We start from the raw sequence: 26435 nt of genomic DNA on the forward strand, positions 1-26435 counted from the left end.
CTCTGGTTGATTGCCCTGCAAGAAAAGCTCGGGATTGCAGCTCGACGCTCTCCCATTAATTGCGCGGGTTATCGGTCCGCTTGACAGTCTGCCTACTAGAAGGTAGACAATCCATATGAGCAACTTTTCAACGACGTCTGACGAGATTCTGGCCTCGGCACAAAAGCTGATCATCGCCGGCGGCTATAATGGATTCAGCTACGCAGACATCGCGGCCGTGGTCGGCATACGCAAGGCCAGCATCCACCACCACTTCCCCAGCAAGGTCGATCTGGTGCGTACGCTTGTGTCGCGTTACCGCGAGAACGCCGAAGCCGGCATGGCCGATCTCGAGCGCAGCGTGCCTGAACCGCTCGAACTCGTTCAGGCCTACGCGGGTTATTGGGCCAGATGCATCGAGGATGCGAGCATCCCGTTCTGCGTATGTGCGCTGCTGGCAAGCGAACTTCCAGCGCTTCCGAACGAGGTCGCCTCGGAGGTACGGGCGTATTTTCAGTTTCTCTCGGCGTGGCTGACGTCGGTCATCGAACGCGGCGAACAGCAAGGCTCCCTGAAAATCTCTGGTCCGGCGCGGGTGGAGGCAGAGGCGCTTATGGCCACTGTTCATGGCGCGATGCTATCGGCTCGGGCATACGGAAAGCCTGGCGTCTTCGCAACAATTCTCGACCCGACCCTGCGGAGGCTGAAGCCCGAATGATATCAGTGCCGGGCGGCTAAGCGACGGGTCACCCCGACAAGAGCATCGATAAATGCGCCGCGATAAACTACCAACTAGTAGGTAAAGGAATTCCCTATGTTTCACAAACTCCTCTCGGCTCTCTTGGTCGTCGGTATCCCGGCGACCTTCGCCATCACGGCGCCCGCTCAGGCTCAAAGCCGGAAGGCCGAGCAGATCCACATCAGGGGCAGCGTGGTGAGCTTCAGCGCTTCGACGCTGAAGGTCAACACGCGGGAAGGCGAGACTGTTGACGTTACCCTGGCTGATGGCTGGAAGATCTCCGCCGTCGCTACTGCGAAGGTGGCCGATATCAAGCCAGGCGACTTCGTCGGAATTGCCTCGCTGCCGAAGGACAAGGGCGGTGACGGCGCTCTGGAAGTCCTGATCTTCCCGCCCGCGCTGAAAGGCGCAGGTGAGGGAAGCTACGGGTGGGATCTGAAGCCTGACAGCAGCATGACCAACGCAACAGTCGCCGATGCCGTCAAGGACGTCGACGGGCGCACCGTGACCGTGTCCTACCAAGGCAAGGAAAAGAAGATCGCGATCCCGGATGGCACCCCCGTCGTGACCCTCTCTCCGGCAACTCAGGATGATCTGGTCCCGGGTGCCGTCGTCTTCATAGCAGGCGAGAAGGCCGCAAGCGAAACGATCGGTCATCAGGTCGTCGTTGGCAAAAATGGCGTGGTCCCGCCCATGTGAGCCAGGTCGCCGCTGGTTCGCAGGCTGTCGGCCATCACGGCGGCGCTGGCGAAAGATACGCTGAGCGGTTCGGCGCGGACGAACGCGACAGTGAAGGCCGCTCGTCCGAAATGCCGGCAGCATTTCCCATGTACCGGGAGCGGGGCATTTGCCGGCGGCTGTGGCCTGCACCCGGCGCCGGCTCTCGGAGGAAAGCGGGCGGACAGTGAAGGAGGGTGAAACAGCCCTCTTTGACAAGCCCCTCGGCCACCTGTGGTGGCCGAGGTCATCAGACACACATTGAACCATACCTGAAGGATATCCAATGAGACGCGATCGCGGTGAAGTTGCTTCAAATGACCAGGACAAGTGGCTCAAGCTGTATTACCTCGCCCGTGCGGCCTTTTCCGTCGTCTGGGTCGTGGCCACTTTGACGGTCGGCCGGCAGTCGGCGTCCATCGCGGCTGTCTTGCTTGTTGCCTATCCTGCCTGGGATGCAGCCGCCAATTATGTCGATGCTTCCCGCAACGGCGGGCTTGCCGCCAATCGTACGCAAGCATTCAACGTTGCAACCAGTTCGGTGGTCGCCCTTGCAGTCATCCTGGCGGCGATGAACATGAATTGGGTTCTCGGCGTTTTCGGCGCGTGGGCAATCTTCTCCGGTCTGCTGCAGCTTGGAACCGCAATCCGGCGCTGGAAAACCGCCGGAGGCCAATGGGCCATGATCTTGAGCGGAGGCCAATCGACTGTCGCCGGCGCATTCTTCATCGCGCAAGCGCAGATGTCCGCACCGCCCTCGATCGCCAACATCGCAGGCTACGCCGGCTTCGGCGCCTTCTATTTCCTCGTCTCAGCCCTTTGGCTGACCGTCTCGCAGTCGCGGCGCCGGAAAGTGGCATCGGTTCAGGCATGATCCACATTGTCGGTCTACTGCGCATCCGATCGTGGTCCGGCGATCGACCTGTTGTCTTGATCAGCAGATGAACCGCAGCGCATCGGGTCCGGCCAGGCCAGTACAACTCGGCTCGAAGTGGCGGGATCGAGCAGTCGGCGTATGAGAGGAACAGACGGGATCGTATCGGCCACGGCCGCGTTCATCCGCAGGAGGGCACAACCTGCCGTTTTATCTGACGGCGCAAGAGGCCGAATCCATGCTTATCCAACCGATCGACTATTTTCTGGTCGCCTGGTTCGTGCTCGCCCTGGCCTCGACGCTCTATGTCGGCATTGACCAGTACCGCAACAATCCCGAGCCGGTGGTGATGAAATGGGGCTTCATCCTGGTGACGCTCTATATGGGCCCGCTCGGGCTGCTGCTTTACGTGCTCGCCGACAAGGAGCCGCGCCCGGGCGAGCACGAGACCTTCACCAGTCCGCTCTGGAAACAGGGCGCCGGCTCGACCATCCACTGCGTCGCCGGCGATGCGACGGGCATCATCCTTGCCGCGGTCGTCACCGCCACGCTCGGCCTGCCGATGTGGCTCGATCTCATCGTCGAATATCTCGCCGGCTTCGCGTTCGGCCTTTTTATCTTCCAGTCGCTGTTCATGAAATCGATGATGGGCGGCAGCTATTGGGAAAACGTGCGCAAGAGCTTCCTGCCCGAGTTCATTTCGATGAACTTCATGATGGCCGGCATGGCGCCGGTCATGAGTTTTCTGATGATGGGCCGCGACATGCGCGCCATGGAGCCGACCGAGCTGCTGTTCTGGGGCGTGATGTCGCTCGGCGTCATCGCCGGTTTCGCGCTTGCCTACCCCGCCAATGTCTGGCTGGTTGCGCGCGGGTTGAAGCACGGCCTGATGACCGAGCGTCCGCCGGAGGGCGGGAAAGACAATCAGGAGCCCGCTGCCAGGAGGCAGCATGCGCAGACGCAAATGCGGCAGGCCGGTGGCCATGGTCATCGCGAGCATGGCCACGACACGGGTTCCCACAAAGGCAGCGGCGGCCATCAGACGCGGTCGGACGCGACCACGCCGCAGATCGCCGCGCTCGGCGTGGTGTCGCTGATTGCGCTTGGTATTGGCGTGGCTGCTCCGGCGAACTGGCTGAACCTCAGGCTTTCGGCCCGCGACGTCGGCGGGGTGATCATGCCACAGGGCATGATCATGGACCGCGACACCCCGGCCGACGCCATGCGCGACATGGCGGCGGCCGATCCGCGCCTGGTCACCGCTTCATACGACCTCGCCACCAAGGGCGACCAGGATCTGCCGTTCCGAATGGAGAACGGCGTGAAGGTGTTCGAGCTGAGGCCCTCGGTGATCCGCTGGCAGATCCTGCCGGGCGTCGCGGTCGATGCTTATGCCTATAACGGCCAGATTCCCGGTCCGCGCATCCACATCCGGCAGGGTGACCGCATCAGGGTCAACGTGACAAACGATCTGCCTGAGGAAACGACCGTGCACTGGCATGGCCTGATCCTGCCCAACCAGATGGACGGGCCGGCCGAGATCACGCAGGCGCCGATCAAGCCGGGGCAGACCTATTCCTACGAATTCACGGCCACCCAGCACGGCACCTATTTCTACCATCCGCACGCCAAGCCCGACCGCACCCAGGCACTCGGCCTCTACGGCGCGCTGATCATCGATCCGGCCAACCCCGCCGATGAGGTCGCCGCCGACCATGACTACGTCATCGAGTTGCAGGAATGGCTGGTGCGGGAGGGCCTGACCTATCCCTCGATGCCGATGGACGGCGGCATGCCGAACTTCTTCACCATCAACGGCAAGGCCTATCCCTCCACCGAGACGATCCGCATGAAGGTCGGCGAGACCCTGAAGGTCCGCTTCATCGGCACCAACAACGGCTTCATCCATCCGATGCACATTCATGGCGGGCCGTTCGAGGTCGTCGCGCGCGACGGCGAGACCATTCCCCCTTCGGCCCGCTTACTCGCCGACACGATCAATGTCGGTCCGGGCCAGCGCTATGATGTCGTCTGGACGGCGCGGCGACCCGGAAAATGGCTCATCCACTGCCACATTCCCCACCACACGACGAACAACAATGCCGAGGAAAAGGGTGGCGGCGGGCTGATGGTGGTCATCGACGTCAGCTGACGCGGGAATTGGCGCTGTTGCGACATCAGCGCCGCACTTGGCCCGGCGACGGTTGCCCAGAGGTTGGCCTCGACGCCGAACGGCGCAGCCAGCCTCGGAACACGTGCGGGCCCTGCACGTTGACCCCGAACCGCTCGTGGAGTGCACCATGCCGGACTGGATCGGGACTTGGCGAAACCAATACGGCTCGACCGTCATCATCGAGGACGACGCGGAAGGCGTCATCCGCGGCACGTTCAGGACGGCGTTGGAAGACAGCAGTTTCTTTGGTCAGGAACTTCCGATCCATGGCGCTGCTTGTGGCGACGTAATCGGCTTCACGGCTGCGGGACAGGGCAAGGCCGGGCCTGCGGCAGTGAGCTACACCGGCATTCTGCGGGAAAGTAAGCTCGAGACGCTTTGGCATACCGTTGCAGGGCAGACCCTTACCGCATCGGCGGAAGGGGCGCCTGGCAGGATAGTCAGAGTTGGGGCATGGCGCGCCTTCGGGACCAGCCTGGATGTGTTCGAGCGCGTGGAATGACCCAGCCCCTCGGGCCGGCGTGGCTCCATGGGCGGCTATGGAAGGCCGCCAGGCCCGCATGGGATATGCGCGACTGAAGGCGGCTTGCCGATCCTGAGCGATTTCGGCAGCGCTGTGGTCGAGCCGACCGGAGGACGATGGGATGGCGGAAGAAGGCAACGACCCGCAGGTAGTCCTGCAGTGCATGACAACCGAGCACTTCGTGTTGCAGACCGCCCGCGCAGCCACGATTCAGGAGGCGAATCAGCGCGCCAATCTGTTCCTCACGTCAGTCTCAAGCGTAGCGATCGCCCTGTCATTCGTGGCGCAAGTCACGAAAATGGGTATGCCGTTCGTGCTGTTCAGCCTGATCTTGCTGCCCTGCGTTTTCTTTATCGGCCTGGTCACCTTCGTCCGCGCCGTGCAGGTTGCTGTCGAGGACATGGTGCACGCCCGTGGAATGGCACGGATCCGGCACTACTACGTTGAAGTCGCGCCCGCCATGCAAGGCTATCTCGTTCATTCCACGCACGACGATCGCTCGGCAGTGCTCGTGGACAAGGGGCTCAGCCCATCGCCGTTGCAGTATTTCATGACGACGGCCGGCATGGTGAGCGTGATCAGCAGCGCCATTGCAGGTGTCTTTACAGGCATAGCCGCCACAGCGGCAGCCGGCGCGGGAATGGCTCTCGGCGTGGCAGCCGGGATGCTCGCCTTCGCTGCAAGTGTGTTCGTGCTGCGCCGCTATCACCTACGGGCCTGGGCGGCGGCCGAGCAAAGACTGACGGTTCTTTTCCCAGGCACGCGCGGGGATTGACACTTTGCCAAGAAGCAGGGCCGCGGAGTTGCTCGCCCTTTTAGCAATCCAGTCTCAGCCGAAGAGTCAGGTATCTCAAGACTCGGCGTCTTGGTACCGAAATGGCGCGCCCGAAGAGATTCGAACTCCTGACCCCCAGATTCGTAGTCTGGTGCTCTATCCAGCTGAGCTACGGGCGCGCATCAGGTCATGCTTTCCATGACCCCGCGATCCGATCCTCGAGGACCGGCCGCGAATGTGTGCAGTTCCCTAGCGACTGAATTCGCGAAAAGCAAGCCGATCCGGCAAAAGTTTTGTCTTCGACGCGCCATCCGGTGAATCCGGCCGGAAATCCGGATTGTTCGAAGCGGCATTCAGGGCGAAGGGGGGCCGGACCGGTTTGCGGGGGAAACAGCGTCCGGGCCTGTCAGGCCGGGCGGCGCAGCCCGTTGCGGGCCTGGTCGAGCCGTACCGGCTGGTCGGGAATGGTGACGGCGAAGGTTGTGCGCCCGCCGATCGATTCGACCAGCTCCACCGTGCCGCCATGAGCGCGGATCAGTTCATGCGCGATCGCCAGGCCAAGGCCGGTGCCGCCGCTGCGCGCAGAGCCGCGGAACGCCGCGAACAGGTTCTCGCGCGCCTTAGGCGGCAGGCCGGGGCCGGTGTCGGTGACGACGATGCGGCTGACGCTGCCCATGCGCTCGGCCGAAACCGCCAGCCGGCGCACCACGGCGCTTTCCGTGTCCGCCGCCATCGCCTGCACGGCGTTGCGGCACAGATTGGTGAGCACGCGGAACAGCTGGTCGGAATCGGCATCCACCTCGAACGCCTTCTCGACCGCGTTGATGAACTCGATGCCTTCCTCGATGTCGAGCAGGCCGTGCACGTCCTCGACCAGCTGGCGCAGCCGCACGCGCCGGCGCGAAGGTGGCGGCTCCTGCGTGCGGCCGTAATGAAGCACGCCTTCCGAGTAGGAGACCGCACGGTCGAGCGCGCGCAGGAGCTTCGGTGCGAAGGCCTGCACGGTCGGGTCCTTGACCTGGCGCAGGCGGTCCGAAATGAGCTGCGCCGAGGCCAGGATGTTGCGCATGTCGTGGTTGATCTTCGACACGGCGAGGCCGAGATCGGCCAGGTGCTTCTGCTCGGTCAGCATCTTCTGCAGCCGCTCCTGCATCTGCGACAGCTCGCGCTCGGCCACCCCGATCTCATCGGCGCGTGCGGCGGGATGAATGATCCGGCTGGGGTCGTCGGGGGCCTGCGAGAAGGACAGCATGGAGCGCGTCATGTTGCGGATCGGGCCGATCATGATCAGGTCGATCGCGGCATAGACCAGCATCGCCGTGAACAGCGAGATCAGCAGCGAGACGAAGGCGACGTTGCGCGAATAGATGAGCATGGCCTTGCGAAGGCTGTAGTCCGGCATGATCAGCTCGAACTCCTTGTCGCTGTCGCCGACCGGCCCGAAGACGCGCAGCATCCGGTTGCCGCCGAAAAACAGCGTGTCGAGCGCGCCGGTCATGCCCTTGACCATGCCGACGCTGGCGAGGTCGATGTGCTCGTCGACCTGCGGCGGCATGTCGGCCACCACAAGCAGCCGCGACACGCCGCCGTCGCGCACCGCGATCGCCTTCGCACCGATCGCCATAAGCACGTCGTTCTGCGCCGTGCGCGAAAGCGAGGTCGGTTCGCCCTGCACCAGCACGATCGATACGGCCGCGGCGGTGCTCAGCCGCTCCTTGAGCCAGGCCAGCCGGTAGCTGGCGATCCAGGGCAGGAAAATGAGCACCTCGGCCAAAAGCACGAAAACGATGGTCAACAGCAGCAGTTTCGTCGACAGGCCGCGCGACAAGGGGACGGTGCGGACGGCGGCTGGCGCTGGTCCTGTCCCTTCCTCGGCGTGCGTGGTTTCGCTCATGCGGTCCTGTCTTCACAATCGCTTGATCAGCCCAGATTAGGCGATTGCGGCTTTTTTGCCAATTTCCCCCTTGGTCGGAGAGATATAATTGCCGCCGAGGTGCGCATCCCAGACCCGGCGGCCCCGGCCCCGGCACCGGATTGACTTCCAAAACCCTTCTTTCTATAAGCCCGCTCACGCTCGGGCCATTCGTCCCGGCGCGGTTTCGATCGCGCCAAAGCCGGCCCGGCAAAGCTCCTGTTACAGAGTGACAGAATCAAGAAGGGCCGCACCCCGCGGTATTAAAACAAATGAAGCGTACCTACCAACCGTCCAAACTTGTCCGCAAACGCCGGCACGGTTTCCGTGCCCGCATGGCCACCAAGGGTGGTCGCGGCGTCGTCGCAGCTCGCCGTAACCGCGGCCGCAAGCGGCTCAGCGCCTGAGCGAGACAAGATCGTTGCCCGCAACCGGCAAGCCAGTGGGACAAAATCCCAAGCGGCTTCTGAAACGCGCGGAATTCCTGGCCGTCCGCCGTGGTGAAAGACGCCGTGGGCGGTTTTTCCTCGTCGAGGTCCTCGACCGCGGCGATGGCGGCGCGCCGCGCGTCGGCTACACCGTCACCAAGAAGGTGGGCAACGCGGTCGTGCGCAACCGCGTCAGGCGGCGGCTGAAAGAGGCCGTGCGCACCCATGCGGCCGATGACATGATGCCCGGCAATGATTATGTCATCGTCGGGCGCGATGATGCGCTCCGCGCCCCGTTCGGCCAGTTGAAAGCCGAACTCTCCCGCCGACTTCGCGGAACACGATAGGCCAAGGGCTCTCGATGGAAAACAACCGGAACTTCTTCATCACCATCGCGCTATCGGTGCTGATCCTGACCCTGTGGCAGGTTTTCTACATGAACCCGCGCGTCGAGCAGCAGCGCGAGGCGGCGCGCGTCGAGCAGCAGCGCGTGGAAGAGCAGAAGAAGGCGGCGGAGACAGCCAATCCGGGCGCGGCAACGCCAGCGCCGGCCGGCACCGCTCCCGGTGCCATCCCCAACGCGCCCGGCGGCGACACCGTCACCGCGGCCAGCCGCGACCAGGCGCTTGCGGCTTCGAAGCGCGTCAAGATCGACACGCCGAGCCTGGAAGGCTCGATCAACCTGACCGGCGCGCGCCTCGACGACCTCAAGCTCAAGCACTACACCGAAACCGTCGACAAGAATTCGCCCGAGATCGAACTGCTCAACCCGCAGGCGCTGCCCACAGGCTATTTTGCCGAGATCGGCTTCGTCGGCAACGACAAGACGGGCACGGTACCGGGCGCGGATACGGTGTGGAACGTCGAAGGCAATCCGACGCTGACCCCGTCGACGCCAGTAACGCTCACCTACACCAACGACAAGGGCCTGACTTTCAAGCGCACCTTCTCCGTCGACAATGACTACATGTTCACGGTCTCGGACACGGTGCAGAATTCCGGCTCAAGCGCCGTCTCTCTGTTCAATTACGGCCGCGTCACCCGCTACGACAAGCCGGCAGTCGCCAGCACCTACGTGCTGCATGAAGGCCTGATTGGCTTCACCGGTGCGGAAGGCCTGCAGGAACACAAATACGCGTCCATCGAGAAGGACAAGGAAGTCAAGCCGGGCAAGTCGACGGACGGCTGGCTTGGCATTACCGACAAATACTGGGCGGTGACGGTGGTGCCGAGCGAGAAGCAGCCGTTCCAGCCGCGCTTCGGCTATTTCGTGGACGGCCGCCACCGCTACCAGTCCGACTTCCTCACCGACCCGATCAATGTCGAGGCCGGCCAGTCGGCGACCGTCGAGACCGAGGTCTTCGCCGGCGCCAAGGAAGTCGCCAAGATCAATGCCTATGCCGAAGACCGCCACATCAAGCGGTTCGACCTGCTGATCGACTGGGGTTGGTTCCACTTCATCACCAAGCCGATGTTCTGGCTCATCGACACGCTCTACAAATTCCTCGGCAATTTCGGTCTGGCGATCCTCGCCACCACCGTCATCGTCAAGGCCATCTTCTTCCCGCTCGCCAACAAGTCCTACGCGTCGATGGCGAACATGAAGAAGGTGCAGCCCAAGATGCTCGAGATCCGCGAGAAATACGCGGACGACAAGATGAAGCAGCAGCAGGCGATGATGGAGCTGTATAAGACCGAGAAGATCAATCCGCTCGCCGGCTGCTGGCCGGTGGCATTGCAGATCCCGGTCTTCTTCTCGCTCTACAAGGTGCTCTACATCACCATCGAGATGCGCCATGCGCCATTCTTCGGCTGGATCCAGGATCTGGCCGCGCCCGATCCGACGTCGATCTTCAACCTGTTCGGCCTCGTTCCGATCACGCTTCCGCACATGCTGATGATCGGCGTCTGGCCGCTGATCATGGGCGTCACCATGTTCCTGCAGATGCGCATGAACCCGACGCCGCCGGATCCGACGCAGGCCGCGATCTTCACCTGGATGCCCGTCATCTTCACCTTCATGATGGCTGGTTTCCCGGCAGGCCTGGTCATCTACTGGGCCTGGAACAACACGCTGTCGATCCTCCAGCAAGGCGTGATCATGAAGCGCCAGGGCGCCAAGATCGAATTGTGGGACAATCTGATGGCGCTGTTCCGCAAAAAACCCTCGCCGGCGGAATAAAAGGCGCCGGCTCCGGATTTCGAAAAAAACCCCGGCTCGTTGAACTCGTCCGGGGTTTTTTGTTCGGGCAGAGATATGCCGGGCATTGATCGCAGCTTTTCTCAAAAGCCGCCCCAACGCCGCGACGGCTTCCAGTGCAACGAGGCCGATGTCAGGCAGGCGTCCGGCAAACCGCGATTCGCGCTGCTTTGCTGGACCGGTTCATTCAACTGATGGAACGGTGGCGGACCAGCCGTGGCCCGCCCTTTCCAGAGAGCCGCTGCGGCTTGCACTCAATCGAGACCCGATCGCGCTCGAACGGTCATTCCATGACGGCGCTGTGGTCGATCTTGGCCGGCGTTGCCGGCTTGCGCAGCAGGAGCACCAGCGGGATGGCGGCCAGCGACAGGATCATCATCAGCTTGAAATCATTCATGTAGCCGATGATGGTCGCCTGCAGCGTCACCACGCCGTCGAGCGCGGCGCGGCCGGCGGCCGTATAGGGGTTCATCGCTTGCGCGATCGCCGGATCGCTGAACGCCTGGTTGAAGGGCGTCACATAGGTGGCGATGTTGGCATGGTTGATCTGCACGTTCTGCGTCAGCAGCGCGGTGACGACGGATATGCCGACGCTGGAGCCGATGTTTCGCGACAGGTTGTACAGGCCGGTGCCTTCCGCGCGCCGCTCCGGCGCCAGCGTGGCGAAGGTGATGGTGGTCAGCGGCACGAACAGGAAGCCGAGTCCCGCACCCTGGATGAAGCCGGTGCTGATGATCGTCCATTGCGAGACGTCAGGCGTCCAGCCGGTCATGTCGTACATCGCCCAGGCGGTGACCAGCAGGCCGGTCAACAGCAGCCAGCGTGTATCGACCTTGCCGACCAGCTTGCCGACCAGGAACATGCAGGCCATGGTGCCGAGCCCGCGCGGCCCCATGACGATGCCGGCCGTCACCACGGGATAGCCCATCAGCGTCTGCAGATAGGGCGTCATCAGGGCCAGCGAGGCCAGGTAGGTGATGCCGATGATGAAGATGAAGACCATGCCGACGGCGAAATTCCTGTCCAGGAAGAGCCTGGGGTTCACGAAGCTGCTGCGGGCGGTGAAGGTGTGGACGAGGAAGATGTAGAAGGCCGAGGCGCAGATCAGCGCTTCAACAATGATCTCGGAGGAGGAGAACCAGTTGAGCTGTTCGCCGCGGTCGAGGAACATCTGGAGCGCCGCGATGGTGATGCTGAGCATGCCGAAGCCCAGCCAGTCCAGCCTCGCCTTGAGATCCGTTTTCGTCTCCTGGACGAACATGGACACGCCGGCGAAGGCCAGGGCGCCGATCGGCACGTTGATGTAGAACACCCAGCGCCAGCTGACGTTCTCGGTCAGCCAGCCGCCGATGACCGGCCCGAGCACCGGCCCGACCATCACCGATACGCCGAACAGCGCCATGGCCGAGCCGCGCTCTTCCACACTATAGATATCGAGCAGGATGCTCTGTGACAGCGGCACCAGGGCCGCGCCGAAAAGGCCCTGCAGCAGGCGGAAGCCGACGATCTGCGGCAGCGACTGCGCGAAGCCGCAAAGCACCGAGGCAACCACGAAGCCGGTGATGGAGATCAAGAGGATGCGTTTGCGGCCGAACCGGTTGGCAAGGTAGCCCGAAGGCGGCGTCATCACGGCAGCCGCGACGATATAAGAGGTGAGCACCCAATTGATCTGGTCGGCGCTCGCCGAAACGCTCCCCTGGATATAGGGCAGCGCCACATTGGCGATGGTGGTGTCCAGCGCCTGCATGATGACCGCCAGGATCACGCAGGCGGTGATGGCGCCGCGATTGGCGACCACCGGCGTGGCGCCTGCCGCGAGGGTCATGATTTCTGCTCGACCCGGTGGATGAGGTTGGTGACGAAGTCGGGCAGGCCGCGCGCATGACCGGTGTCGACGTCGACGACCACGCTCATCCCGCCCCTGAGCGGTGGCTTGCCTTGCGGATCATCGATCGTGACCCGCATCGGGATGCGCTGCACGACCTTGACCCAGTTGCCCGTGGTGTTCTGCGCCGGCAGCAGCGAGAAGCTCGACGACGATGCGGGGCTGATCGAGGCGATGGTCCCGTGCCAGACGGCGCCCGGATAGGTGTCGACGCTGATCGTCGCCGTCTGTCCTGGCCTGACATAGGTCAGTTCGGTTTCCTTGGGCTCGGCCGCGATCCACAGATCGGTCGCCGAGACCAGGCTGAACGCCGGCTGCGAAGCGGGCAGGTACTTGCCGATCTGCAGCGCGTCGACATTGGTGACGATGCCGTCGAACGGCGCTTTGACTATGGAATCGGCGAGATTGCGCTGGGCGTCGTCCACCGCCGACCGGGCCTGCAGGTAGAACGGGTTCTTCTCGACCGGCTGGTTGGCGTCGCCGCCAAGCTGGGCAAGTGTGGCCTGTGCCTGCGCCTTGGCGACGGACACTTTCTGGCGGGCGGCGATGAGGTCGTGCTGGGCGCTGTCGAACGTCGCCTTGGAGGCGGTGGAGGTCTTGAGCAGATCCTGCTGGCGCTGGAAAGCGGCCTCGTAATAGGGGATGTCGGCCTCGGCCTGCTCGATCTGCACCAGCGACTGCTGATAGCTCGCCTGCAACGTCAGCACCTGGTTGCGCACGGTCCCGAGCTGGGCCTGGGCGGCGGCGAGAGCGGTTTCGAAGGAGGCGGGCCGCAGGCGAAACAGCACCTGGCCCTTCTTCACCATCTCGTTCTCGTGGACGTCTATCTCCTGCACAGTGCCGGAGACGTCGGTGGAAACGCCGAGCGACTGGGCTTGGATATAGGCATTGTCGGTCGTCATGGTCTGGCCGCCGACGACGTAATAATAGCCGCCGACCGCCAGCGCCACGGGGAGCAAGGCAAACAGGACCGGCCGCGTCAGGCTGCGCCTGGGCTTGGCCGGCGCCGCGGCGACCTTGGCCGCCTGCGGCTCCTTGGACGGAGCCTCGAGCGCCGCCGGCTCCAGAGCGACCGGCGTTTCCAGCTCGTCATTGTCGATGATGGGATTGGCCCGCCTCTGTTCGCGCTCGCTGTCCAGCCGGATGATCTGGTCTGTGGTCCGGCCGGCGGAAGGCTCTGCTTCGGCAGGTTTCTTGGGCGAGATTGGTTCAGCCATGTAGTTTCTCCCGGTCAACGGCTGGCTGCGTGCAAGCCGCGAGCAGATTGGATTTGATCAAGCAGAGGGTTTGCAGCAGTTGCTGCTGTCTTTCAGGCGAAAGGCCGGCGAAGGCTTCGTCTCGTGTTTTCTGGCCGTTGCTGCGCATCACTTCGATCAGCTGGCGGGCCTGCGGGGTCAGATAAAGCAGCCAGGCCCTGCGGTCGGAGGGGTTGGGCCTGCGTTCGATGAAGCCGCGCGCTTCCATCTTGTCGAGCAGCCGGGCGAGCGTGATCGGCACGATCTCGATGAGGTCGGCGAGCTTGTTCTGGTGAATGCCTTCATGCAGCGAAAGATAAGCCAGGACCTGCCACTGGGCCGGGGTCAGCCCCGACACGCGCGAACGCTGCTCGAACCGTTTTCTGAGCAGGCGCGCAACATCGTGCAGCACGAAGCTGATATTAGGCGGCGTGGGCATGGGAGGGATCAGGTCGGCGAGCAACTTTTCGTGAGCATGCTTATTATCATCATGCACATAATCCTGCTGGACGCTTTGCGCAAGACCGAGTAAGCCCCGGCTTGGAAAAATCGCATGGGCCACGGCATGAAAAGGCCGCCTGGCGATGTTGAATTCGCCGGCAAGGATTTCGATGATGAATTGGATCAGGGTCGCGGCGGTCACTGCTCTCTTAGGGTATCCGGGCGCGGCGACTGCAAAGGAGGCGGTCAGCTGCGGCGGCGCTGCCATGCTGGGCGGAGCGCAGCTCAATTGCAGCCATGTCGAGGCCGAGGCGCCGCCCCAGTTCTGCACCTATAGCTGGGCTCTGCACACGCCGGCCGGCGACCGGAAGATCGTTGAAGGCAGTTTCGCGCTGCCGCCCCGCGCTTCGAACGTCACTATCTACCAGGGCAGCGGCTTCGACAGCGCGCTGTCCAATCCGATCGTGATCTGCCGCGGCAGCAATTGAGCCCGGCAGCTCGAGAAGGCTCGCGCATCGGCCGTTTGGTGCTATAGGCGGATCACGCTATTTTGACCGGGCGCATGCGAAGCTCAACGTCGCCGCATCGGCCAATCCTTGACGGACCTCGACATGACCGGACCCAATCCCGACATCAAGCACCCGATCCCGATGCACACGCGCGTCGGCTTCCTCAAGGCGCTGGTGAGCGCGCCCAACGTCGAGATCGGCGACTTCACCTATTATGACGATCCGGAAGGGCCGGACAAATTCGCCGAGAAATGCGTGCTGCACCACTATCCCTTCATCGGCGACAGGCTGATCATCGGCAAGTTCTGCGCCATCGCCGAAGGTGCCCGCTTCATCATGAACGGCGCCAACCACGCCATGTCCGGTTTTTCGACCTACCCGTTCAACATTTTCGGCCATGGCTGGGAAAAGGGTTTCGACCCCGTCACATGGTCGAAGGAGGTGCGCGGCGACACGGTGGTCGGCAACGATGTCTGGATCGGCATGGAGGCAGTGATCCTGCCGGGGGTGCAAATCGGCCATGGCGCCATCGTCGCGGCGAAGTCCGTGGTCACGCACGACGTGCGGCCCTATGCCATCGTCGCCGGCAATGCGGCCAAGGTCGTCAAGATGCGTTTCGACGACAGGACGATCCGGCGGCTGCTGGCGGTGGCATGGTGGGATTGGCCGGTGGACAAGATCAGCCGCAACCTCGATGCCATCAGGGGCGCCGATATTTCTCTTCTGGAGACAGCAGCTTGAACGCTCAATACAGCACCACGATCGGCGCGGACCTGTTTACCCGCGGGTGGATATTCATTCGCGGTGTGCCCGCCATGAAATTCCTGCCGCCGGAAGGGCCGCCGGAAATCGCCTTTGCCGGCCGTTCCAACGTCGGCAAGTCGTCGCTGATCAACGCTCTGGTCAACCAGAAGGGCCTGGCGCGCACCTCCAACACGCCGGGGCGCACGCAGGAACTCAATTATTTCGTGCCGGACGGATATTCGGGGGAGGGCGCCGACCTGCCGCCAATGGCATTGGTCGACATGCCGGGCTACGGCTATGCCACCGCGCCCAAGGAAAAGGTCGACGATTGGACGAAGCTGGTCTTCGACTATCTCAAGGGCCGCGTCACGCTGAAGCGGGTTTATGTGCTGATCGACGCCCGCCACGGCATCAAGGCCAAGGACGACGAGGTGCTGTCGCTGCTCGACAAGGCGGCGGTTTCGTACCAGATCGTGCTGACCAAGACCGACAAGATCAAGGCCGCCGGCGTGCCGCGGCTGATTGAGGAGACGCTTGCCAAGATCAAGAAGCGACCGGCTGCGTTTCCTTTCGTGCTGGCGACGTCATCGGAAAAGGCCGAGGGCCTGGAGGAGCTGCGCGCCGCGATCGTGCTCGCGGCCAATGGCGGTTAGCGGCACAAAAAGCCGGGTTAAGCCTTCGCCTCCAGGGCGATCATCTTGTGGCTTTCCTCCGCGGCAAGCATTTCGGTGCCATAGGCCTTCAGGAACATGTCGACGCCCGACCTGACGATATGGTCGATTTCGTCCTGGTTCGGAGCCTTGGCGCGATAGGCGAAGATGCACTGCCGGAAAAGACCGGCCAGGCACAGTTCTGTGAATTGATAGGCGGCAAGGTCGACATCGTCGATCTTGAGCAGGCCACGGTCGATGGCGGCGTTGAGGAAGGTCACGACCTTGTCGTGGCCGCGTTTGGGACCGCGTTCGTAAAACCGCGCGCCCATGTCGGGTATCCTGTCGGAGGCGCCGATCACCGTGCGCTGCGCCTGGATGACCTTGGCCGAGGTGATCTTCATGGACAGGACCTTGCCGAATTTCACCAACGTCTCGCGCAGGTCGTCGGCACGGTCGAGCACGTCATACATGTTCTTGAAGATAGTGCCGCGCTCTTCCTCGATCAGCGCCTCGAACAGCTCTTCCTTGTTGGCGAAGTAGACATAGATGGTGCCTTTCGACACGCCGGCTTCCCGCGTGATGTCGTTCATCGAGGCCGCCTCGAAGCCCTTGTCGATAAAGACCCGGCGGGCGCCATCGATGATCTGGCTGCGCTTGACCGGATCCTGTCCGGCTGCCGGGCGGCCGCGACGCAAGCTGTCCAGCAGGTCGCCGCAATTGTCGTTTTCGACGTCGGGCGTTGTGTCGGCCATTAAAGTCACACCTCGAAAATAATTCGAACCAAGCGGTTCGATTGCCTCTTGATATGGTCCTCTTTAGGCGCTATGTCAACGGCCGGATCGAACCGAACGGTTCAGTATTATAACTTAGAGAGATGTCATGTCCTCGAACGCGCCGTCCACCGCCGAAGTCCGTCCTTTCCCCAACGCCAAGGTTGCTCCGGCGACGGAAGCACCGGAAGTTCCCGTCCAGCCAGTCGCCGCGCCACCTCCGGCGGAAACTCCGGCGAAGAAGAAGCGTTCCGTGCGCTCTCTCCTGCTGCCGATCATCGGCGTCGCCCTGCTCGGCGCCGGCGCCTGGTACGGCTACGATTACTGGACCACCGGCCGTTTCATGATTTCGACCGACGACGCCTATGTCCAGGCCGACATGGCTTTCATTTCGCCCAAGATCTCCGGCTATGTCGATCAGGTCAAGGTCAGCGAGAACCAGCAGGTCAAGGCCGGCGATCCGCTGCTGACGGTCGATGACGGTGATTACAAAATAGCGGTCGCCCAGGCCGAGGCGCAGATCGCCACGCTGGCCAGGACGCTCGATCGCATCGATGCGCAGACCAAGGCGGCGCAGGCCTCCTTGCAGCAGGCGCAGGCCGCTAAGACCGCCGACCAGGCCGCGGCGGCCAATGCCGCGCGCGCCCAGCAGCGCGCCGCGCAACTGCTCAAGACCCATGTCGGTACGCAGGCGCAACTCGACGACGCCCAAACGGCGCTCGACCAGGCCAACGCCGCTCTCGTCGGCGCCGACGCGCAGATCGCAGCAGCACAAGCCAATATCGGCGTGCTGGAGGCGCAGCGTGCTGAATCGGCAAGCACGCTGGCGTCCTTGCAGCTCAGCCGCGACAAGGCCGCGCGCGACTTGTCCTTCACGGTGCTCAAGGCGCCCTATGACGGCGTCGTCGGCAACCGTTCCGTCGAGCAGGGCGACCTCGTCAGCCCCGGCCAGAAGCTCGCCGTCATCGTGCCGATGAACAAGCTCTACGTCGTTGCCAACTTCAAGGAGACCCAGCTTGCCCGGCTGGTGCCCGGCGAAAAGGTCAGGATTTCGGTCGACGCCATCGACGGCGAGCCCATCGAGGGCACCGTCTCGTCGCTGGCGCCGGCCTCGGGTGCCGTGTTCTCGCTGCTGCCGCCGGAAAACGCCACCGGCAACTTCACCAAGGTGGTGCAGCGCGTCCCGGTCCGCATCGACGTGCCGGCCGATGCTCTGAAGAGCGGCAGGCTGCGCGCCGGCTTGAGCGTCGTTGTCGCCGTCGACAGCCGCACCGCGCCGGCCGCGACCAACTGAGCGCGCTCCTGGGAGCAACGCCATGGCCACCGCAACCCTGACCGCAGGAGCGCCGCCGGCGAGGCCGGCTGTGCCTGACACCATCTCGACGCGGCGCGTCATAGCCTTCCTGGCGATGGTGTTCGGCATGTTCATGGCCATCCTGGACATCCAGATCGTCTCGGCCTCGTTGGCTGAGATCCAGGCTGGCCTGAGCGCCAGTTCCGACGAGATCCCCTGGGTGCAGACGGCCTATCTGATCGCCGAGGTGGTCATGATCCCCCTGTCCGGCTTTCTCAGCCGGATGCTGTCGACGCGCGTTCTGTTCACAATTTCGGCGGCCGGTTTTACCGCCGCCAGCGCGCTCGCTGCGACCGCCACCAACATCGACCAGATGATCGTCTATCGCGCCGTCCAGGGCTTTATCGGCGGCGGCATGATCCCCAGCGTCTTCGCGGCCGCCTTCACCATCTTCCCGCCGTCGCGCCGTGCCGTCGTGTCGCCGATGATCGGCCTGGTGGCCACCCTGGCGCCGACAATCGGCCCAACCGTCGGCGGCTATATCAGCCACGCAATGTCCTGGCACTGGCTGTTCCTCGTCAATGTCGTGCCCGGCATCCTGGTGACGACGGCGGCTTGGTCGCTGATCGACTTCGACAAGCCCAACCTCAAGCTGTTCTCGAAGTTCGACTGGTGGGGCCTTGCCGGCATGGCGGCGTTCCTCGGCTGCATGGAATATGTGCTCGAGGAAGGCCCGAACAATGATTGGCTGCAGGATCAGGCGGTGTTCATCTGCGCCGTCGTCATGACCTTCGGTGCGGTGCTGTTCTTCTGGCGGGTATTCACCGCCGAGGAGCCGATCGTCGATCTCAAGGCGTTCAGCAATATCAACTTCGCCTTCGGCTCGCTGTTCTCCTTCGTCATCGGCATCGGCCTCTACGGTCTCACCTATCTCTACCCCGTGTTCCTCGGACGCATTCGCGGCTACGATTCGATGATGATCGGCGAGGCGCTGTTCGTCAGCGGCCTGGCGATGTTCTTCACCGCGCCGGTCTCGGGCATCCTGTCGAACAAGATGGACCCGCGCCTGATGATGATGATCGGCTTCTTCGGCTTTGCCACCGGAACATGGTGGATGACGCACCTGACCGCCGACTGGGATTTCTACGAGCTGCTCATCCCGCAGATCCTGCGCGGCTGTTCGATGATGCTGTGCATGGTGCCGATCAACAACATCGCGCTCGGCACGCTGCCGCCCGAGCGGCTGAAGAATGCATCGGGCCTGTTCAACCTGACCCGTAATCTCGGCGGTGCCGTCGGCCTCGCCCTGATCAACACGGTGCTGATCGACCGTAATGCCTTCCATTATGCAAGGCTCTCCGAGCACGTGCAGTGGGGAAGTGCGGCCGCGCAGCAGAAGCTTCAGAACATGACGCTCAATTTCGAGCAGACCGCCGGGCTGGATGCGGCCAGCGCGGCGATCTCGAAATTGTCGGGCATGGTCCAGCAGCAGGCGGCGCTGCTGTCCTTCATGGACGTGTTCTACATGCTGACGGTGCTGTTCGCGACGCTTGGCCTATTCACCATGATGATCCGCAAACCGGTGGCCGCCGGCGGTGGTGGCGGCGGGCACTGACACCAGGGCAATACCGGGGAGAAACGGTTTGCGTCCGGAATCGCGCTGAAAGCAAGGAAACACGGGCAGCCGTTTCGGGAAGCTCCTCCAGTCCACGCCCGAAATGACTGACCGCTAAAAAACTCCGGGTCGCAAGCCCGGAGTTTTTTCATATCGCGGCCGCATGGTCTCAGGCTGTGGCGGGCTTGAAGCTCAGCGCCACGCCGTTGATGCAGTGACGCAGCCCGGTCGGCGGCGGGCCGTCGTCGAAGACATGGCCCAGATGGCCGCCGCAGCGGCGGCAATGGACTTCGGTGCGAGTCATGCCGAGCGACCGGTCCTGCGTCTTGCCGACGGCATTGGCGATCTCCTGCCAGAAACTCGGCCAGCCGGTGCCGGAATCGAACTTCGTCTCGGAGGAGTAAACCGGCAGGTCGCAGCCGGCGCAGGCGAAGACGCCCTTGCGGTGCTCGTTGAGCAATGGGCTGGTGCCGGGATATTCGGTGCCTTCCTTGCGCAGCACGTCAAAGGCCGCGGGAGACAGGATCGCGCGCCATTCGGCATCGGTCTTGGTGACTTCGAAGGTCTCCGCCGCACGTGCATCCTGCGATCCGCCCATGCGCAGCAGAGATGCCGTGCCGGCGATCACGCCGATGGCGGCGGCGCCGCTCAAGAGAAAGTCGCGACGGTTCATGGCCAATCCTCCTGCTGTCTGTTTGCCACATTCAACGCTCGGCTGAAAATCAAAAGCCGTTGAGGGCCGAACGTTACCCGCACCAGCCTCCTGGATGGAGCCACAGTGCGAAGCGGACGCCTGCCGGCGCAACGCGTGTACGAAGCCGCGCACCGGCAGGAGAGCCTTGCTGCCTGTTCGCCGGCAGCGAGCCGTATGTTACATCTTCGGCAAAAGAACCTTGTCGATGACGTGGATGACGCCATTGGATTGCCTGACGTCGGCAATCGTCACATGGGCGACATTGCCGTTCTCGTCCGTGACGGTGACCTTGCCCTTGTCGGCCTTGAGCGTCAGCTCGCAGCCGCCGGCGGTCTTGACCACATGCGCGCCGCCATCGGCCTTGGCCATCTTGGCGACGTCGGCGGCCATCGCTTTCGCCGCGATCACATGGCACGTCAGGATCTGGGTCAGCTTGTCCTTGTTCTCGGGCTTGAGCAGCGTTTCGACCGTGCCGGCCGGAAGTGCTGCAAAGGCCTCGTTTGTGGGAGCGAAGACGGTGAAGGGCCCGGCACCCTGCAGCGTGTCGACCAGGCCCGCTGCCTTGACGGCAGCGACCAGCGTCGTGTGGTCCTTCGAATTGACGGCGTTCTCGATGATGTTCTTCTTGGCGTACATGGGTGCGCCCCCGACCATCGGATTGGCGGCATAGGCGATGGTGCCGAGCGCTGGGAGGCCGATCGTACCGGCGAGCAAAAGGGTGGCGAGTTTACGCATGATGTAAGTCTCCTCGGGTTGTTTTTTCCCCATCATTGGGAACGCGAGGAGATACGGACCATGAAAAACTTAGTTTCGCTTTCTATGAAAGAAATATTTTCTTCCGAATGAGGTCCAGTGATTTCGGCAGATAGGCTGATCCAACCGCGGGAATTTGGTCCGCGGTTATCCATGCAAAAATAGACTTCACTATTTTGTAAGTTGACGGTCCGGGCGGGGAGCCATCAGATGCCCTTCAGGTCGCCCGCCGCGACCACCGGTCCCGTCGGCTGGCCGGTCGGCGAACCGCCTGAAGGCTCGAGGCTGACCGCCAGCACGGCGCCTTGCGCAAGTTTCTGCTGCACGGCCGGCGAAACCGTCACATGCGCAGCCTTCCCGGCCGGGATGACGCCCATCGAAACCGGCGCGTTCTTGCCCGCGATCACCCACAGTTCGAAGTCCTTGCCGGAGGCCCGCTCACCCGAAACGTGTGAAAGGCCGACTTCATGATGCGCCGCGTCATAGACGACGAGGTATCTGACGTCGCTGCCTTCGGCGGCCAGCGAGGCGACAAGCTGTGGTTGTTGGAGCGGCGGGTTGATGAAAGGCAAGGCGATGTAGACCGCCAGCGCCGCGATGGCGGCGGCGGCAAGGCCGCGCCAGAAGGCGAGGCTCGACCATAGGCCGGCGCGAGGCTGCGAGGCGAACAGCCGGCGATCGATCGCCTCCTTGACCCTGATCGGAGGTTCTGTCCCGGGATAGTCGACGGCCAAGGGCGAAAAATGGGCCTCCCAGGCATCGACAAGCCGAGCGAATGCGGCGTCGCCATCGATGCGGCGGGACGCGATCTGGCGTTCTTCCGCTGTCAGGACGCCAAGAACGTATTCGGCGGCGAACAGGTCGTCGCCTCCATGTTCCGGTCCGTCATCGTCCGCCAGCGTCATCTTTCCAGACACTCTCTGAGCTTCAGCAGGCTGCGCCGCAGCCAGGTTCGCATCGTGTTCAGCGGCACGCCATGGCGCTCCGCCAGTTCGGCATAGCTCTCGCCGTTCAGATAGGCGCCCCGGACAGCCGCTGCCCGGCCCTTTTCCAATTCCTCGAGACAATGGTAGATGCGCTCGGACTCGCCACCTGCCACGGTCATGGCCTCCGGTCCCGGCGCCGGATCGGCCACATCGAGCGCGGCATCGATATAGGCAGCAGGTTCCCGCCGCGCCCTGATACGATCGATCGCATGGTTGCGCGCGATGGCCACCAGCCAGGAAATCGGGCTTAGATCCGAGACGGCGAAACGGTCCGCCTTCGTCCATATCTTGACGAAGACCTCCTGAAGCGCCTCTTCGGCGTCTCCCCGGTCCTTCAATACACGAAGGCAGACACCGAAAAGTTTCGCGCTGGTCTGCCGGTACAGCAGATCGAACGAAGCCCGGTCCTTCATCGAAGTTCGGACAATCAGATTGCTGATCTCCTGTGGCGTCATGTCGGCAAATTAGGGGATTGCGATGTATTTGCAACGACGCAAGTTTCCGTGCACCCAAAGCTTTCCGCGCCGCGCCGCACTCGTTCCATCGCTCGATTGCCAACGGATTGGCCGCTGGTTACCTTGCCTGGATCGGGGGAGCGCGCATGTCGGTCGAACGGGTGCTGTGGGAAGAAGACGCCACCGGCCTTGCCACGTTGGTGCGCAAGGGCGAGGTTTCGCCGGTCGAACTGGTCGACGCGGCGATCGTGCGCGCCGAGGCCAGCCGGCCTGAAATCAATGCCACGGCCGAGACACTCTACGATGCGGCGCGCAGCCGGGCGAAGGGCATCGATCGTTCCCTACCGCTGGCCGGCGTGCCCTTCGCCATCAAGGATCTCGGCATCGCCATCAAGGGCGTGCCGTCGCATGGCGGCAGCCGCATCCCCGCCTGGGTGCCCGAGGTCAGTTCGGTGCTGACCGAACGCTATCTCGCCGCCGGGCTGATACCCATCGTCACCTCGACATCGCCCGAACACGGGCTGCGGCTGATGACCGAATCAAAAGCCTTCGGCATCACCCGCAATCCCTGGAACACCGGCCACACCAGCGGCGGCTCGTCCGGCGGCGCTGCGGCACTGGTCGCCGCCGGCGTCGTGCCGGTGGCGCATGCCTCCGATGGCGGCGGCTCGATCCGCGTGCCTTCTGCCTGCACCGGGCTGGTCGGCCTCAAGACCTCGCGCGGCCGTGTCCCGCTGTCGCCATTGGTGAGCGAAAGCTGGTACGGCATGGTGGTCGACCATGCCGTCACCCGCTCGGTGCGCGATTGCGCCATGCTGCTTGACCTCACCCATGGCCCCGACCCGCTCGCGCCCTATGCCGCGTCGCCGCCGAAGGGTGCGTTCGCCGCGGCTGCCGCGCGCGATCCCGGCAAGCTCAAGCTCGCAATGTACCGGAACTCTCCGCTCGGGCTGCCGATTTCGGCCGAGACACTGAAAGCGCTCGATACCGCGGTGGCGCTCGCGCGCGAGGGCGGCCACAGCGTCGAGGAAATCGATTTGCCCTCCATCGGTCGCGACTTCTTCGCAGATTTCTGCAGAACGGTTGCCTCGGCTGTCGCAGGCATGTTGCGGGCCGAGGCGGTGCGCATCGGCCGCACCGTCACCGGCGACATCGAGCGCGCGACGCGGGTGCTCGGCCGATTGGGCGAAATGGTCTCGGCCGGCGAGACCTATGCAGGCTTGCAGCGGCTGCATGCCGCCTCGCGGCAACTGATTGCGGAGACGGCGCGTTACGACGCCGTGCTGATGCCTGTTATCGCCCACCCGCCGCTCGCTTGCGGCGCGATGGACCCGAAGGGCGCCGACGAGCTCATCGAGAACATGCTCGACAAGCTTCGCCTCACGGCGCTGCTCAGGATCGAACCGCTGTTCGGCCAGCTGATGGACAAGAGCCTGTGGTTCACCCACTGGCCGGCGATCCAGAATGTCAGCGGCCAGCCCTCCATCGCGATGCCCATCCACGTCACCGAAGCCGGCCTGCCGCTCGGCATCCAGGCCGCGGGCCGGCCCGGTGACGAGGAGACGCTTTTGTCCCTGGCCGCGCAGATGGAGAAGATATCCGGTTGGCTGGGCCGCAGGGCGCCGCTTATGGTGCCTTAAGCGATGACGAGGTCGTGAGCCGCCCGAATATGACAGCAAAGCCGTTTGCGGCCCGCGGCAATTCCCGCTAAGACGCCGCCGTCTTTACCTGATGCATGTCGCCCAAAAATGCGATTTTGGGACAACGGCAGGCATGAAATCAAAAACCAGGGAACCACGCCGATGACGGACATTGCCGCCACCGCCGAAATGCAGGCCGCCCTGCTGTCGCGGGCGCTGCCCTACATGCAGCGCTACGAGAACAAGACGGTGGTGGTGAAATATGGCGGCCACGCCATGGGCGACAGCGAACTCGGCAAAGCCTTCGCGCGCGACATCGCGCTGTTGAAACAGTCCGGCGTCAACCCGATCGTCGTCCATGGCGGCGGGCCGCAGATCGGCGCCATGCTCAACAAGATGGGCATTGAATCCAAATTCGAAGGCGGCCTGCGCGTCACCGACCAGAAGACGGTCGAGATCGTCGAGATGGTGCTGGCGGGCTCGATCAACAAGGAGATCGTCGCGCTCATCAACGCCGAGGGCGAATGGGCGATCGGCCTGTGCGGCAAGGACGGCAACATGGTCTTCGCCGAAAAGGCGCGCAAGACCATGATCGATCCGGACTCCAACATCGAGCGCGTGCTCGATCTCGGCTTCGTCGGCGAGCCGGTCGAGGTCGACCGCACCCTGCTCGACCTTTTGGCGCGCTCCGAGATGATCCCGGTATTGGCGCCGGTGGCGCCCGGCCGCGACGGACACACCTACAACATCAATGCCGATACCTTCGCCGGCGCCATCGCCGGCGCCTGCAAGGCCTCGCGTCTTCTGTTCCTCACCGATGTGCCGGGCGTGCTCGACAAGAACAAGAAGCTGATCGACGAGCTGACGGTCGCCGAGGCCAGGGCGCTGATCAAGGACGGCACGGTATCGGGCGGCATGATCCCGAAGGTCGAGACCTGCATCGAGGCGATCGAGCGCGGCGTCGAAGGCGTCGTCATCCTCAACGGCAAGACGCCGCATTCGGTGCTGCTCGAACTGTTCACCGAGCATGGCGCCGGCACGCTGATCGTGCCCTGATAATTGTGGGCTGCCGCGCCGGGCGCTAGTCCGGCAGAGCGGCGATCGCCACGATCTCGATGACGAGATCGGGATGCGCAAGTGCGGCAACCCCGATTACCTCCGAGGGCGGCGGATTGTTGTAGCTGCAGTGCTTCGGGCAGTGCGCGGCGAAGAATTCGTCCATGACGTCCAGCCGGAAATTGGGCGAACTCAGAACGCCGCCGTCCGGAAACGGTCCTTTGACATATTGGGTGATCTTGACGAGATGCTCGAGCGAACTGCCAAGCTCCTCCAGGTCCGATTTGATGGTCGTCAAAATGGAGCGCCATTGCGTCGCCGCGTCCCCGACGGCGCCACCTTTGCCCGTCGACGGGTCGTAATCTTCGGCCGTGCCCGTATTGCCGGCGAGAAAGACATAGCCCCTGGCGCCGCTGACGACGGTGCCTTTTCCCCAAGGCATCAGCCGGCCCTCTTTCATCTTTTTATGGGTGACAAGCTCCATCGCTCCCTCCTGCCGGACACCCTCCGCTTCCAGGAAATAGCGCACAGCCTGACAACGGCCAGCGTGAATAAGTCAGGCGCGGTGCGAATGCATGGCCGCGAGCACGGCAGGTTTCCGTGCCGTCCGTTCGAACATCATCGATTGCTCTTGCGCGTCCTGCGGCGCCCCGGAAATCGGCCAGCGTCGGGCCATCTTCACCCGGCCGTGGCGCGTCAGAATCCCCAGACTCGTGGAACCAGACCCGCCGCCGCATCTGCGTATGGCGGACCTCTTCATGGATGATCCGCCATGCTGCCGGCGCCATCACCGCCGCAGATGCCCGAGCGGCACGTGGCCGGGTCCCTTGATGTTCTGCAGCACGAGTTGCGTGTGCACGTCGCGCACACCGTCGAGCCGCATCAGCCGGTGCATGACGAAGGCATTAAGTTCGTCGACCGACGGCACCATCACGTGCAGCAGGAAGTCGTGGTCGCCGGTCATCGTCCAGCAGGATGATACCTCGTCCATGCGCTGGACCGCGGCGATGAAGCTCTCGGGCGAACCGTCGCTGTGGCTGACCAGCCGCACCTGGATGAACACCTCGACCGTCAGGCCGACGGCACGTCGGCTGAGCACGGCGGCAAAGCCCTTGATGATGCCGGCCTCCTGCAGCGCCTCGAAGCGCCGCGCGCAAGGTGTCGTCGACAGGCCGATCTCCTGCGCCAGCTCCGAGACCGGCTTGCGTCCGTCGCGCTGGAGGATATCGAGCATCTTGATCTCGAAATCGTCGAATTGAGGCATTTTCACTCCGCTATGGCACATTCTGAGTGGATGTTATCCAAAAGTCCTCACTCCGGCCATCACCAAAACCGATTTGCCTCCGCAAATCCGGTTAGCTTTGGGTAGAATCCGGAATTCAAGA

The 26435-nt window shown here is 63.4% G+C and carries 27 protein-coding genes and 1 tRNA gene; 16 read left to right on the plus strand and 12 right to left on the minus strand.

Annotated features, from left to right (window positions below; all coding sequences use genetic code 11):
* Positions 1 to 115: 115 nt before the first annotated feature.
* The 6 genes from LB532_RS03945 (at position 116) to LB532_RS03970 (ending at position 5780) form a co-directional block, all read left to right on the plus strand.
* A complete protein-coding gene (locus tag LB532_RS03945; RefSeq protein WP_140639335.1) occupies positions 116 to 697 on the plus strand; it encodes a TetR/AcrR family transcriptional regulator in 582 nt (193 codons plus the stop codon).
* A gap of 96 nt (positions 698 to 793) precedes the next feature.
* Complete coding sequence (locus tag LB532_RS03950; RefSeq protein ID WP_140639334.1) at positions 794 to 1417, plus strand: hypothetical protein; 624 nt, start codon at positions 794 to 796, stop codon at positions 1415 to 1417.
* Positions 1418 to 1721: 304 nt separating this feature from the next.
* Positions 1722 to 2309, plus strand: coding sequence for a DUF308 domain-containing protein (locus tag LB532_RS03955; protein ID WP_140639333.1), 588 nt, complete (start codon positions 1722 to 1724; stop codon positions 2307 to 2309).
* Positions 2310 to 2547: 238 nt separating this feature from the next.
* The gene (locus tag LB532_RS03960) at positions 2548 to 4461 is read left to right on the plus strand and encodes a DUF4396 domain-containing protein (RefSeq protein WP_224556386.1); all 1914 of its coding nucleotides are present in this window, start codon (positions 2548 to 2550) and stop codon (positions 4459 to 4461) included.
* Positions 4462 to 4609: 148 nt separating this feature from the next.
* Positions 4610 to 4984 (plus strand): avidin/streptavidin family protein, encoded by a 375-nt coding sequence (locus LB532_RS03965; protein ID WP_140639332.1) that lies wholly within the window; start codon positions 4610 to 4612, stop codon positions 4982 to 4984.
* Between the two features lie 142 nt (positions 4985 to 5126).
* Complete coding sequence (locus LB532_RS03970; protein ID WP_140639331.1) at positions 5127 to 5780, plus strand: hypothetical protein; 654 nt, start codon at positions 5127 to 5129, stop codon at positions 5778 to 5780.
* A gap of 102 nt (positions 5781 to 5882) precedes the next feature.
* Here the strand turns inward: LB532_RS03970 and LB532_RS03975 are convergent.
* Positions 5883 to 5959: transfer RNA gene (locus tag LB532_RS03975), tRNA-Arg, on the minus strand.
* Positions 5960 to 6186: 227 nt separating this feature from the next.
* Positions 6187 to 7674, minus strand: coding sequence for an ATP-binding protein (locus LB532_RS03980; RefSeq protein WP_140639330.1), 1488 nt, complete (start codon positions 7672 to 7674; stop codon positions 6187 to 6189).
* 290 nt (positions 7675 to 7964) lie between these two features.
* Here LB532_RS03980 and rpmH point away from each other — a divergent pair, with 290 nt between their 5' ends.
* The 3 genes from rpmH to yidC are packed head-to-tail and all read left to right on the plus strand — an operon-like array spanning position 7965 to position 10302.
* The gene (gene rpmH / locus LB532_RS03985) at positions 7965 to 8099 is read left to right on the plus strand and encodes a 50S ribosomal protein L34 (protein ID WP_008833937.1); all 135 of its coding nucleotides are present in this window, start codon (positions 7965 to 7967) and stop codon (positions 8097 to 8099) included.
* Between the two features lie 14 nt (positions 8100 to 8113).
* Positions 8114 to 8467 (plus strand): ribonuclease P protein component, encoded by a 354-nt coding sequence (gene rnpA / locus LB532_RS03990; RefSeq protein ID WP_140639329.1) that lies wholly within the window; start codon positions 8114 to 8116, stop codon positions 8465 to 8467.
* A gap of 14 nt (positions 8468 to 8481) precedes the next feature.
* Entirely contained in the window at positions 8482 to 10302 is a 1821-nt protein-coding gene (gene yidC / locus LB532_RS03995; RefSeq protein ID WP_140639328.1) for a membrane protein insertase YidC, read from the plus strand.
* 301 nt (positions 10303 to 10603) lie between these two features.
* Here the strand turns inward: yidC and LB532_RS04000 are convergent, their stop codons facing one another.
* Genes LB532_RS04000 through LB532_RS04010 form a run of 3 tightly spaced genes read right to left on the minus strand, consistent with a single transcriptional unit; the run spans position 10604 to position 13879 of the window.
* Positions 10604 to 12145, minus strand: coding sequence for a DHA2 family efflux MFS transporter permease subunit (locus LB532_RS04000; protein ID WP_140639327.1), 1542 nt, complete (start codon positions 12143 to 12145; stop codon positions 10604 to 10606).
* Positions 12142 to 13422: an HlyD family secretion protein gene (locus tag LB532_RS04005; RefSeq protein WP_140639326.1), complete on the minus strand. Its 1281-nt coding sequence runs from the start codon at positions 13420 to 13422 to the stop codon at positions 12142 to 12144. Before LB532_RS04005 ends, LB532_RS04000 begins: the two co-directional genes overlap by 4 nt.
* On the minus strand, positions 13415 to 13879 hold the full coding sequence (locus LB532_RS04010) for a MarR family winged helix-turn-helix transcriptional regulator (RefSeq protein WP_140639572.1): 465 nt from the start codon (positions 13877 to 13879) through the stop codon (positions 13415 to 13417). Before LB532_RS04010 ends, LB532_RS04005 begins: the two co-directional genes overlap by 8 nt.
* A 268-nt stretch (positions 13880 to 14147) precedes the next feature.
* On the opposite strand from LB532_RS04010, the gene LB532_RS04015 reads away from it, so the two are divergent.
* From LB532_RS04015 to yihA, 3 genes are all read left to right on the plus strand, one after another.
* On the plus strand, positions 14148 to 14369 hold the full coding sequence (locus LB532_RS04015) for a hypothetical protein (RefSeq protein ID WP_224556387.1): 222 nt from the start codon (positions 14148 to 14150) through the stop codon (positions 14367 to 14369).
* A 123-nt stretch (positions 14370 to 14492) separates the two neighbouring features.
* The gene (locus tag LB532_RS04020; RefSeq protein WP_140639324.1) at positions 14493 to 15131 is read left to right on the plus strand and encodes a CatB-related O-acetyltransferase; all 639 of its coding nucleotides are present in this window, start codon (positions 14493 to 14495) and stop codon (positions 15129 to 15131) included.
* Positions 15128 to 15787 carry a ribosome biogenesis GTP-binding protein YihA/YsxC gene (gene yihA / locus LB532_RS04025; RefSeq protein ID WP_140639323.1) on the plus strand — a complete coding sequence of 220 codons (660 nt, stop codon included), beginning with the start codon at positions 15128 to 15130 and terminating at the stop codon, positions 15785 to 15787. The genes LB532_RS04020 and yihA overlap by 4 nt, the downstream gene beginning before the upstream one ends.
* Positions 15788 to 15804: 17 nt before the next feature.
* Here yihA and LB532_RS04030 read toward each other — a convergent pair whose 3' ends face one another.
* The gene (locus LB532_RS04030; protein ID WP_140639322.1) at positions 15805 to 16539 is read right to left on the minus strand and encodes a TetR/AcrR family transcriptional regulator; all 735 of its coding nucleotides are present in this window, start codon (positions 16537 to 16539) and stop codon (positions 15805 to 15807) included.
* A gap of 127 nt (positions 16540 to 16666) precedes the next feature.
* Between LB532_RS04030 and LB532_RS04035 the strand changes: the two genes are divergently transcribed.
* Together LB532_RS04035 and LB532_RS04040 are read left to right on the plus strand one after the other, a co-directional pair.
* On the plus strand, positions 16667 to 17851 hold the full coding sequence (locus LB532_RS04035; RefSeq protein WP_140639321.1) for an HlyD family secretion protein: 1185 nt from the start codon (positions 16667 to 16669) through the stop codon (positions 17849 to 17851).
* A 22-nt stretch (positions 17852 to 17873) separates the two neighbouring features.
* Positions 17874 to 19466, plus strand: coding sequence for a DHA2 family efflux MFS transporter permease subunit (locus tag LB532_RS04040; protein ID WP_140639320.1), 1593 nt, complete (start codon positions 17874 to 17876; stop codon positions 19464 to 19466).
* A 169-nt stretch (positions 19467 to 19635) separates the two neighbouring features.
* Here LB532_RS04040 and msrB read toward each other — a convergent pair whose 3' ends face one another.
* From msrB to LB532_RS04060, 4 genes are all read right to left on the minus strand, one after another.
* Positions 19636 to 20139: a peptide-methionine (R)-S-oxide reductase MsrB gene (gene msrB, locus LB532_RS04045; RefSeq protein WP_140639319.1), complete on the minus strand. Its 504-nt coding sequence runs from the start codon at positions 20137 to 20139 to the stop codon at positions 19636 to 19638.
* A 198-nt stretch (positions 20140 to 20337) separates the two neighbouring features.
* On the minus strand, positions 20338 to 20895 hold the full coding sequence (locus LB532_RS04050; RefSeq protein WP_140639318.1) for a fasciclin domain-containing protein: 558 nt from the start codon (positions 20893 to 20895) through the stop codon (positions 20338 to 20340).
* Between the two features lie 224 nt (positions 20896 to 21119).
* Positions 21120 to 21818, minus strand: a complete 699-nt coding sequence (locus LB532_RS04055) for an anti-sigma factor domain-containing protein (RefSeq protein WP_140639571.1) — start codon at positions 21816 to 21818, stop codon at positions 21120 to 21122.
* On the minus strand, positions 21815 to 22354 hold the full coding sequence (locus LB532_RS04060; RefSeq protein ID WP_140491478.1) for a sigma-70 family RNA polymerase sigma factor: 540 nt from the start codon (positions 22352 to 22354) through the stop codon (positions 21815 to 21817). Before LB532_RS04060 ends, LB532_RS04055 begins: the two co-directional genes overlap by 4 nt.
* Positions 22355 to 22500: 146 nt before the next feature.
* On the opposite strand from LB532_RS04060, the gene LB532_RS04065 reads away from it, so the two are divergent.
* Together LB532_RS04065 and argB are read left to right on the plus strand one after the other, a co-directional pair.
* The gene (locus LB532_RS04065) at positions 22501 to 23994 is read left to right on the plus strand and encodes an amidase (RefSeq protein ID WP_140639317.1); all 1494 of its coding nucleotides are present in this window, start codon (positions 22501 to 22503) and stop codon (positions 23992 to 23994) included.
* A 162-nt stretch (positions 23995 to 24156) separates the two neighbouring features.
* Positions 24157 to 25050, plus strand: coding sequence for an acetylglutamate kinase (argB, locus tag LB532_RS04070; protein ID WP_140551636.1), 894 nt, complete (start codon positions 24157 to 24159; stop codon positions 25048 to 25050).
* A 25-nt stretch (positions 25051 to 25075) separates the two neighbouring features.
* Here argB and LB532_RS04075 read toward each other — a convergent pair whose 3' ends face one another.
* Positions 25076 to 25534 (minus strand): RidA family protein, encoded by a 459-nt coding sequence (locus tag LB532_RS04075; RefSeq protein WP_140559074.1) that lies wholly within the window; start codon positions 25532 to 25534, stop codon positions 25076 to 25078.
* Positions 25535 to 25837: 303 nt separating this feature from the next.
* Complete coding sequence (locus tag LB532_RS04080) at positions 25838 to 26314, minus strand: Lrp/AsnC family transcriptional regulator (protein WP_140491470.1); 477 nt, start codon at positions 26312 to 26314, stop codon at positions 25838 to 25840.
* Between the last annotated feature and the right edge of the window lie 121 nt (positions 26315 to 26435).

This window comes from Mesorhizobium sp. ESP-6-2 (genome assembly GCF_020164675.1).
Lineage (GTDB): Bacteria > Pseudomonadota > Alphaproteobacteria > Rhizobiales > Rhizobiaceae > Mesorhizobium.

What these genes read in the sequence shown, in the direction of transcription:
- LB532_RS03960 (WP_224556386.1), top strand. Translation starts at nt 2,548, where the DNA reads ATGCTTATCCAACCGATCGACTATTTTCTGGTCGCCTGGTTCGTGCTC.
- LB532_RS03965 (WP_140639332.1), top strand. Translation starts at nt 4,610, where the DNA reads ATGCCGGACTGGATCGGGACTTGGCGAAACCAATACGGCTCGACCGTC.
- LB532_RS04080 (WP_140491470.1), bottom strand. Translation starts at nt 26,314, where the DNA reads ATGCCTCAATTCGACGATTTCGAGATCAAGATGCTCGATATCCTCCAG.
- LB532_RS04005 (WP_140639326.1), bottom strand. Translation starts at nt 13,422, where the DNA reads ATGGCTGAACCAATCTCGCCCAAGAAACCTGCCGAAGCAGAGCCTTCC.
- LB532_RS03945 (WP_140639335.1), top strand. Translation starts at nt 116, where the DNA reads ATGAGCAACTTTTCAACGACGTCTGACGAGATTCTGGCCTCGGCACAA.
- rpmH (WP_008833937.1), top strand. Translation starts at nt 7,965, where the DNA reads ATGAAGCGTACCTACCAACCGTCCAAACTTGTCCGCAAACGCCGGCAC.
- yidC (WP_140639328.1), top strand. Translation starts at nt 8,482, where the DNA reads ATGGAAAACAACCGGAACTTCTTCATCACCATCGCGCTATCGGTGCTG.
- msrB (WP_140639319.1), bottom strand. Translation starts at nt 20,139, where the DNA reads ATGAACCGTCGCGACTTTCTCTTGAGCGGCGCCGCCGCCATCGGCGTG.
- LB532_RS04015 (WP_224556387.1), top strand. Translation starts at nt 14,148, where the DNA reads ATGCTGGGCGGAGCGCAGCTCAATTGCAGCCATGTCGAGGCCGAGGCG.
- LB532_RS04000 (WP_140639327.1), bottom strand. Translation starts at nt 12,145, where the DNA reads ATGACCCTCGCGGCAGGCGCCACGCCGGTGGTCGCCAATCGCGGCGCC.
- LB532_RS04010 (WP_140639572.1), bottom strand. Translation starts at nt 13,879, where the DNA reads ATGCCCACGCCGCCTAATATCAGCTTCGTGCTGCACGATGTTGCGCGC.
- LB532_RS04040 (WP_140639320.1), top strand. Translation starts at nt 17,874, where the DNA reads ATGGCCACCGCAACCCTGACCGCAGGAGCGCCGCCGGCGAGGCCGGCT.
- LB532_RS04035 (WP_140639321.1), top strand. Translation starts at nt 16,667, where the DNA reads ATGTCCTCGAACGCGCCGTCCACCGCCGAAGTCCGTCCTTTCCCCAAC.
- LB532_RS03955 (WP_140639333.1), top strand. Translation starts at nt 1,722, where the DNA reads ATGAGACGCGATCGCGGTGAAGTTGCTTCAAATGACCAGGACAAGTGG.
- LB532_RS03950 (WP_140639334.1), top strand. Translation starts at nt 794, where the DNA reads ATGTTTCACAAACTCCTCTCGGCTCTCTTGGTCGTCGGTATCCCGGCG.
- LB532_RS04055 (WP_140639571.1), bottom strand. Translation starts at nt 21,818, where the DNA reads ATGACGCTGGCGGACGATGACGGACCGGAACATGGAGGCGACGACCTG.
- LB532_RS04020 (WP_140639324.1), top strand. Translation starts at nt 14,493, where the DNA reads ATGACCGGACCCAATCCCGACATCAAGCACCCGATCCCGATGCACACG.
- LB532_RS04030 (WP_140639322.1), bottom strand. Translation starts at nt 16,539, where the DNA reads ATGGCCGACACAACGCCCGACGTCGAAAACGACAATTGCGGCGACCTG.
- LB532_RS04065 (WP_140639317.1), top strand. Translation starts at nt 22,501, where the DNA reads ATGTCGGTCGAACGGGTGCTGTGGGAAGAAGACGCCACCGGCCTTGCC.
- LB532_RS04050 (WP_140639318.1), bottom strand. Translation starts at nt 20,895, where the DNA reads ATGCGTAAACTCGCCACCCTTTTGCTCGCCGGTACGATCGGCCTCCCA.
- LB532_RS03970 (WP_140639331.1), top strand. Translation starts at nt 5,127, where the DNA reads ATGGCGGAAGAAGGCAACGACCCGCAGGTAGTCCTGCAGTGCATGACA.
- argB (WP_140551636.1), top strand. Translation starts at nt 24,157, where the DNA reads ATGACGGACATTGCCGCCACCGCCGAAATGCAGGCCGCCCTGCTGTCG.
- LB532_RS04060 (WP_140491478.1), bottom strand. Translation starts at nt 22,354, where the DNA reads ATGACGCCACAGGAGATCAGCAATCTGATTGTCCGAACTTCGATGAAG.
- LB532_RS03980 (WP_140639330.1), bottom strand. Translation starts at nt 7,674, where the DNA reads ATGAGCGAAACCACGCACGCCGAGGAAGGGACAGGACCAGCGCCAGCC.
- LB532_RS04075 (WP_140559074.1), bottom strand. Translation starts at nt 25,534, where the DNA reads ATGGAGCTTGTCACCCATAAAAAGATGAAAGAGGGCCGGCTGATGCCT.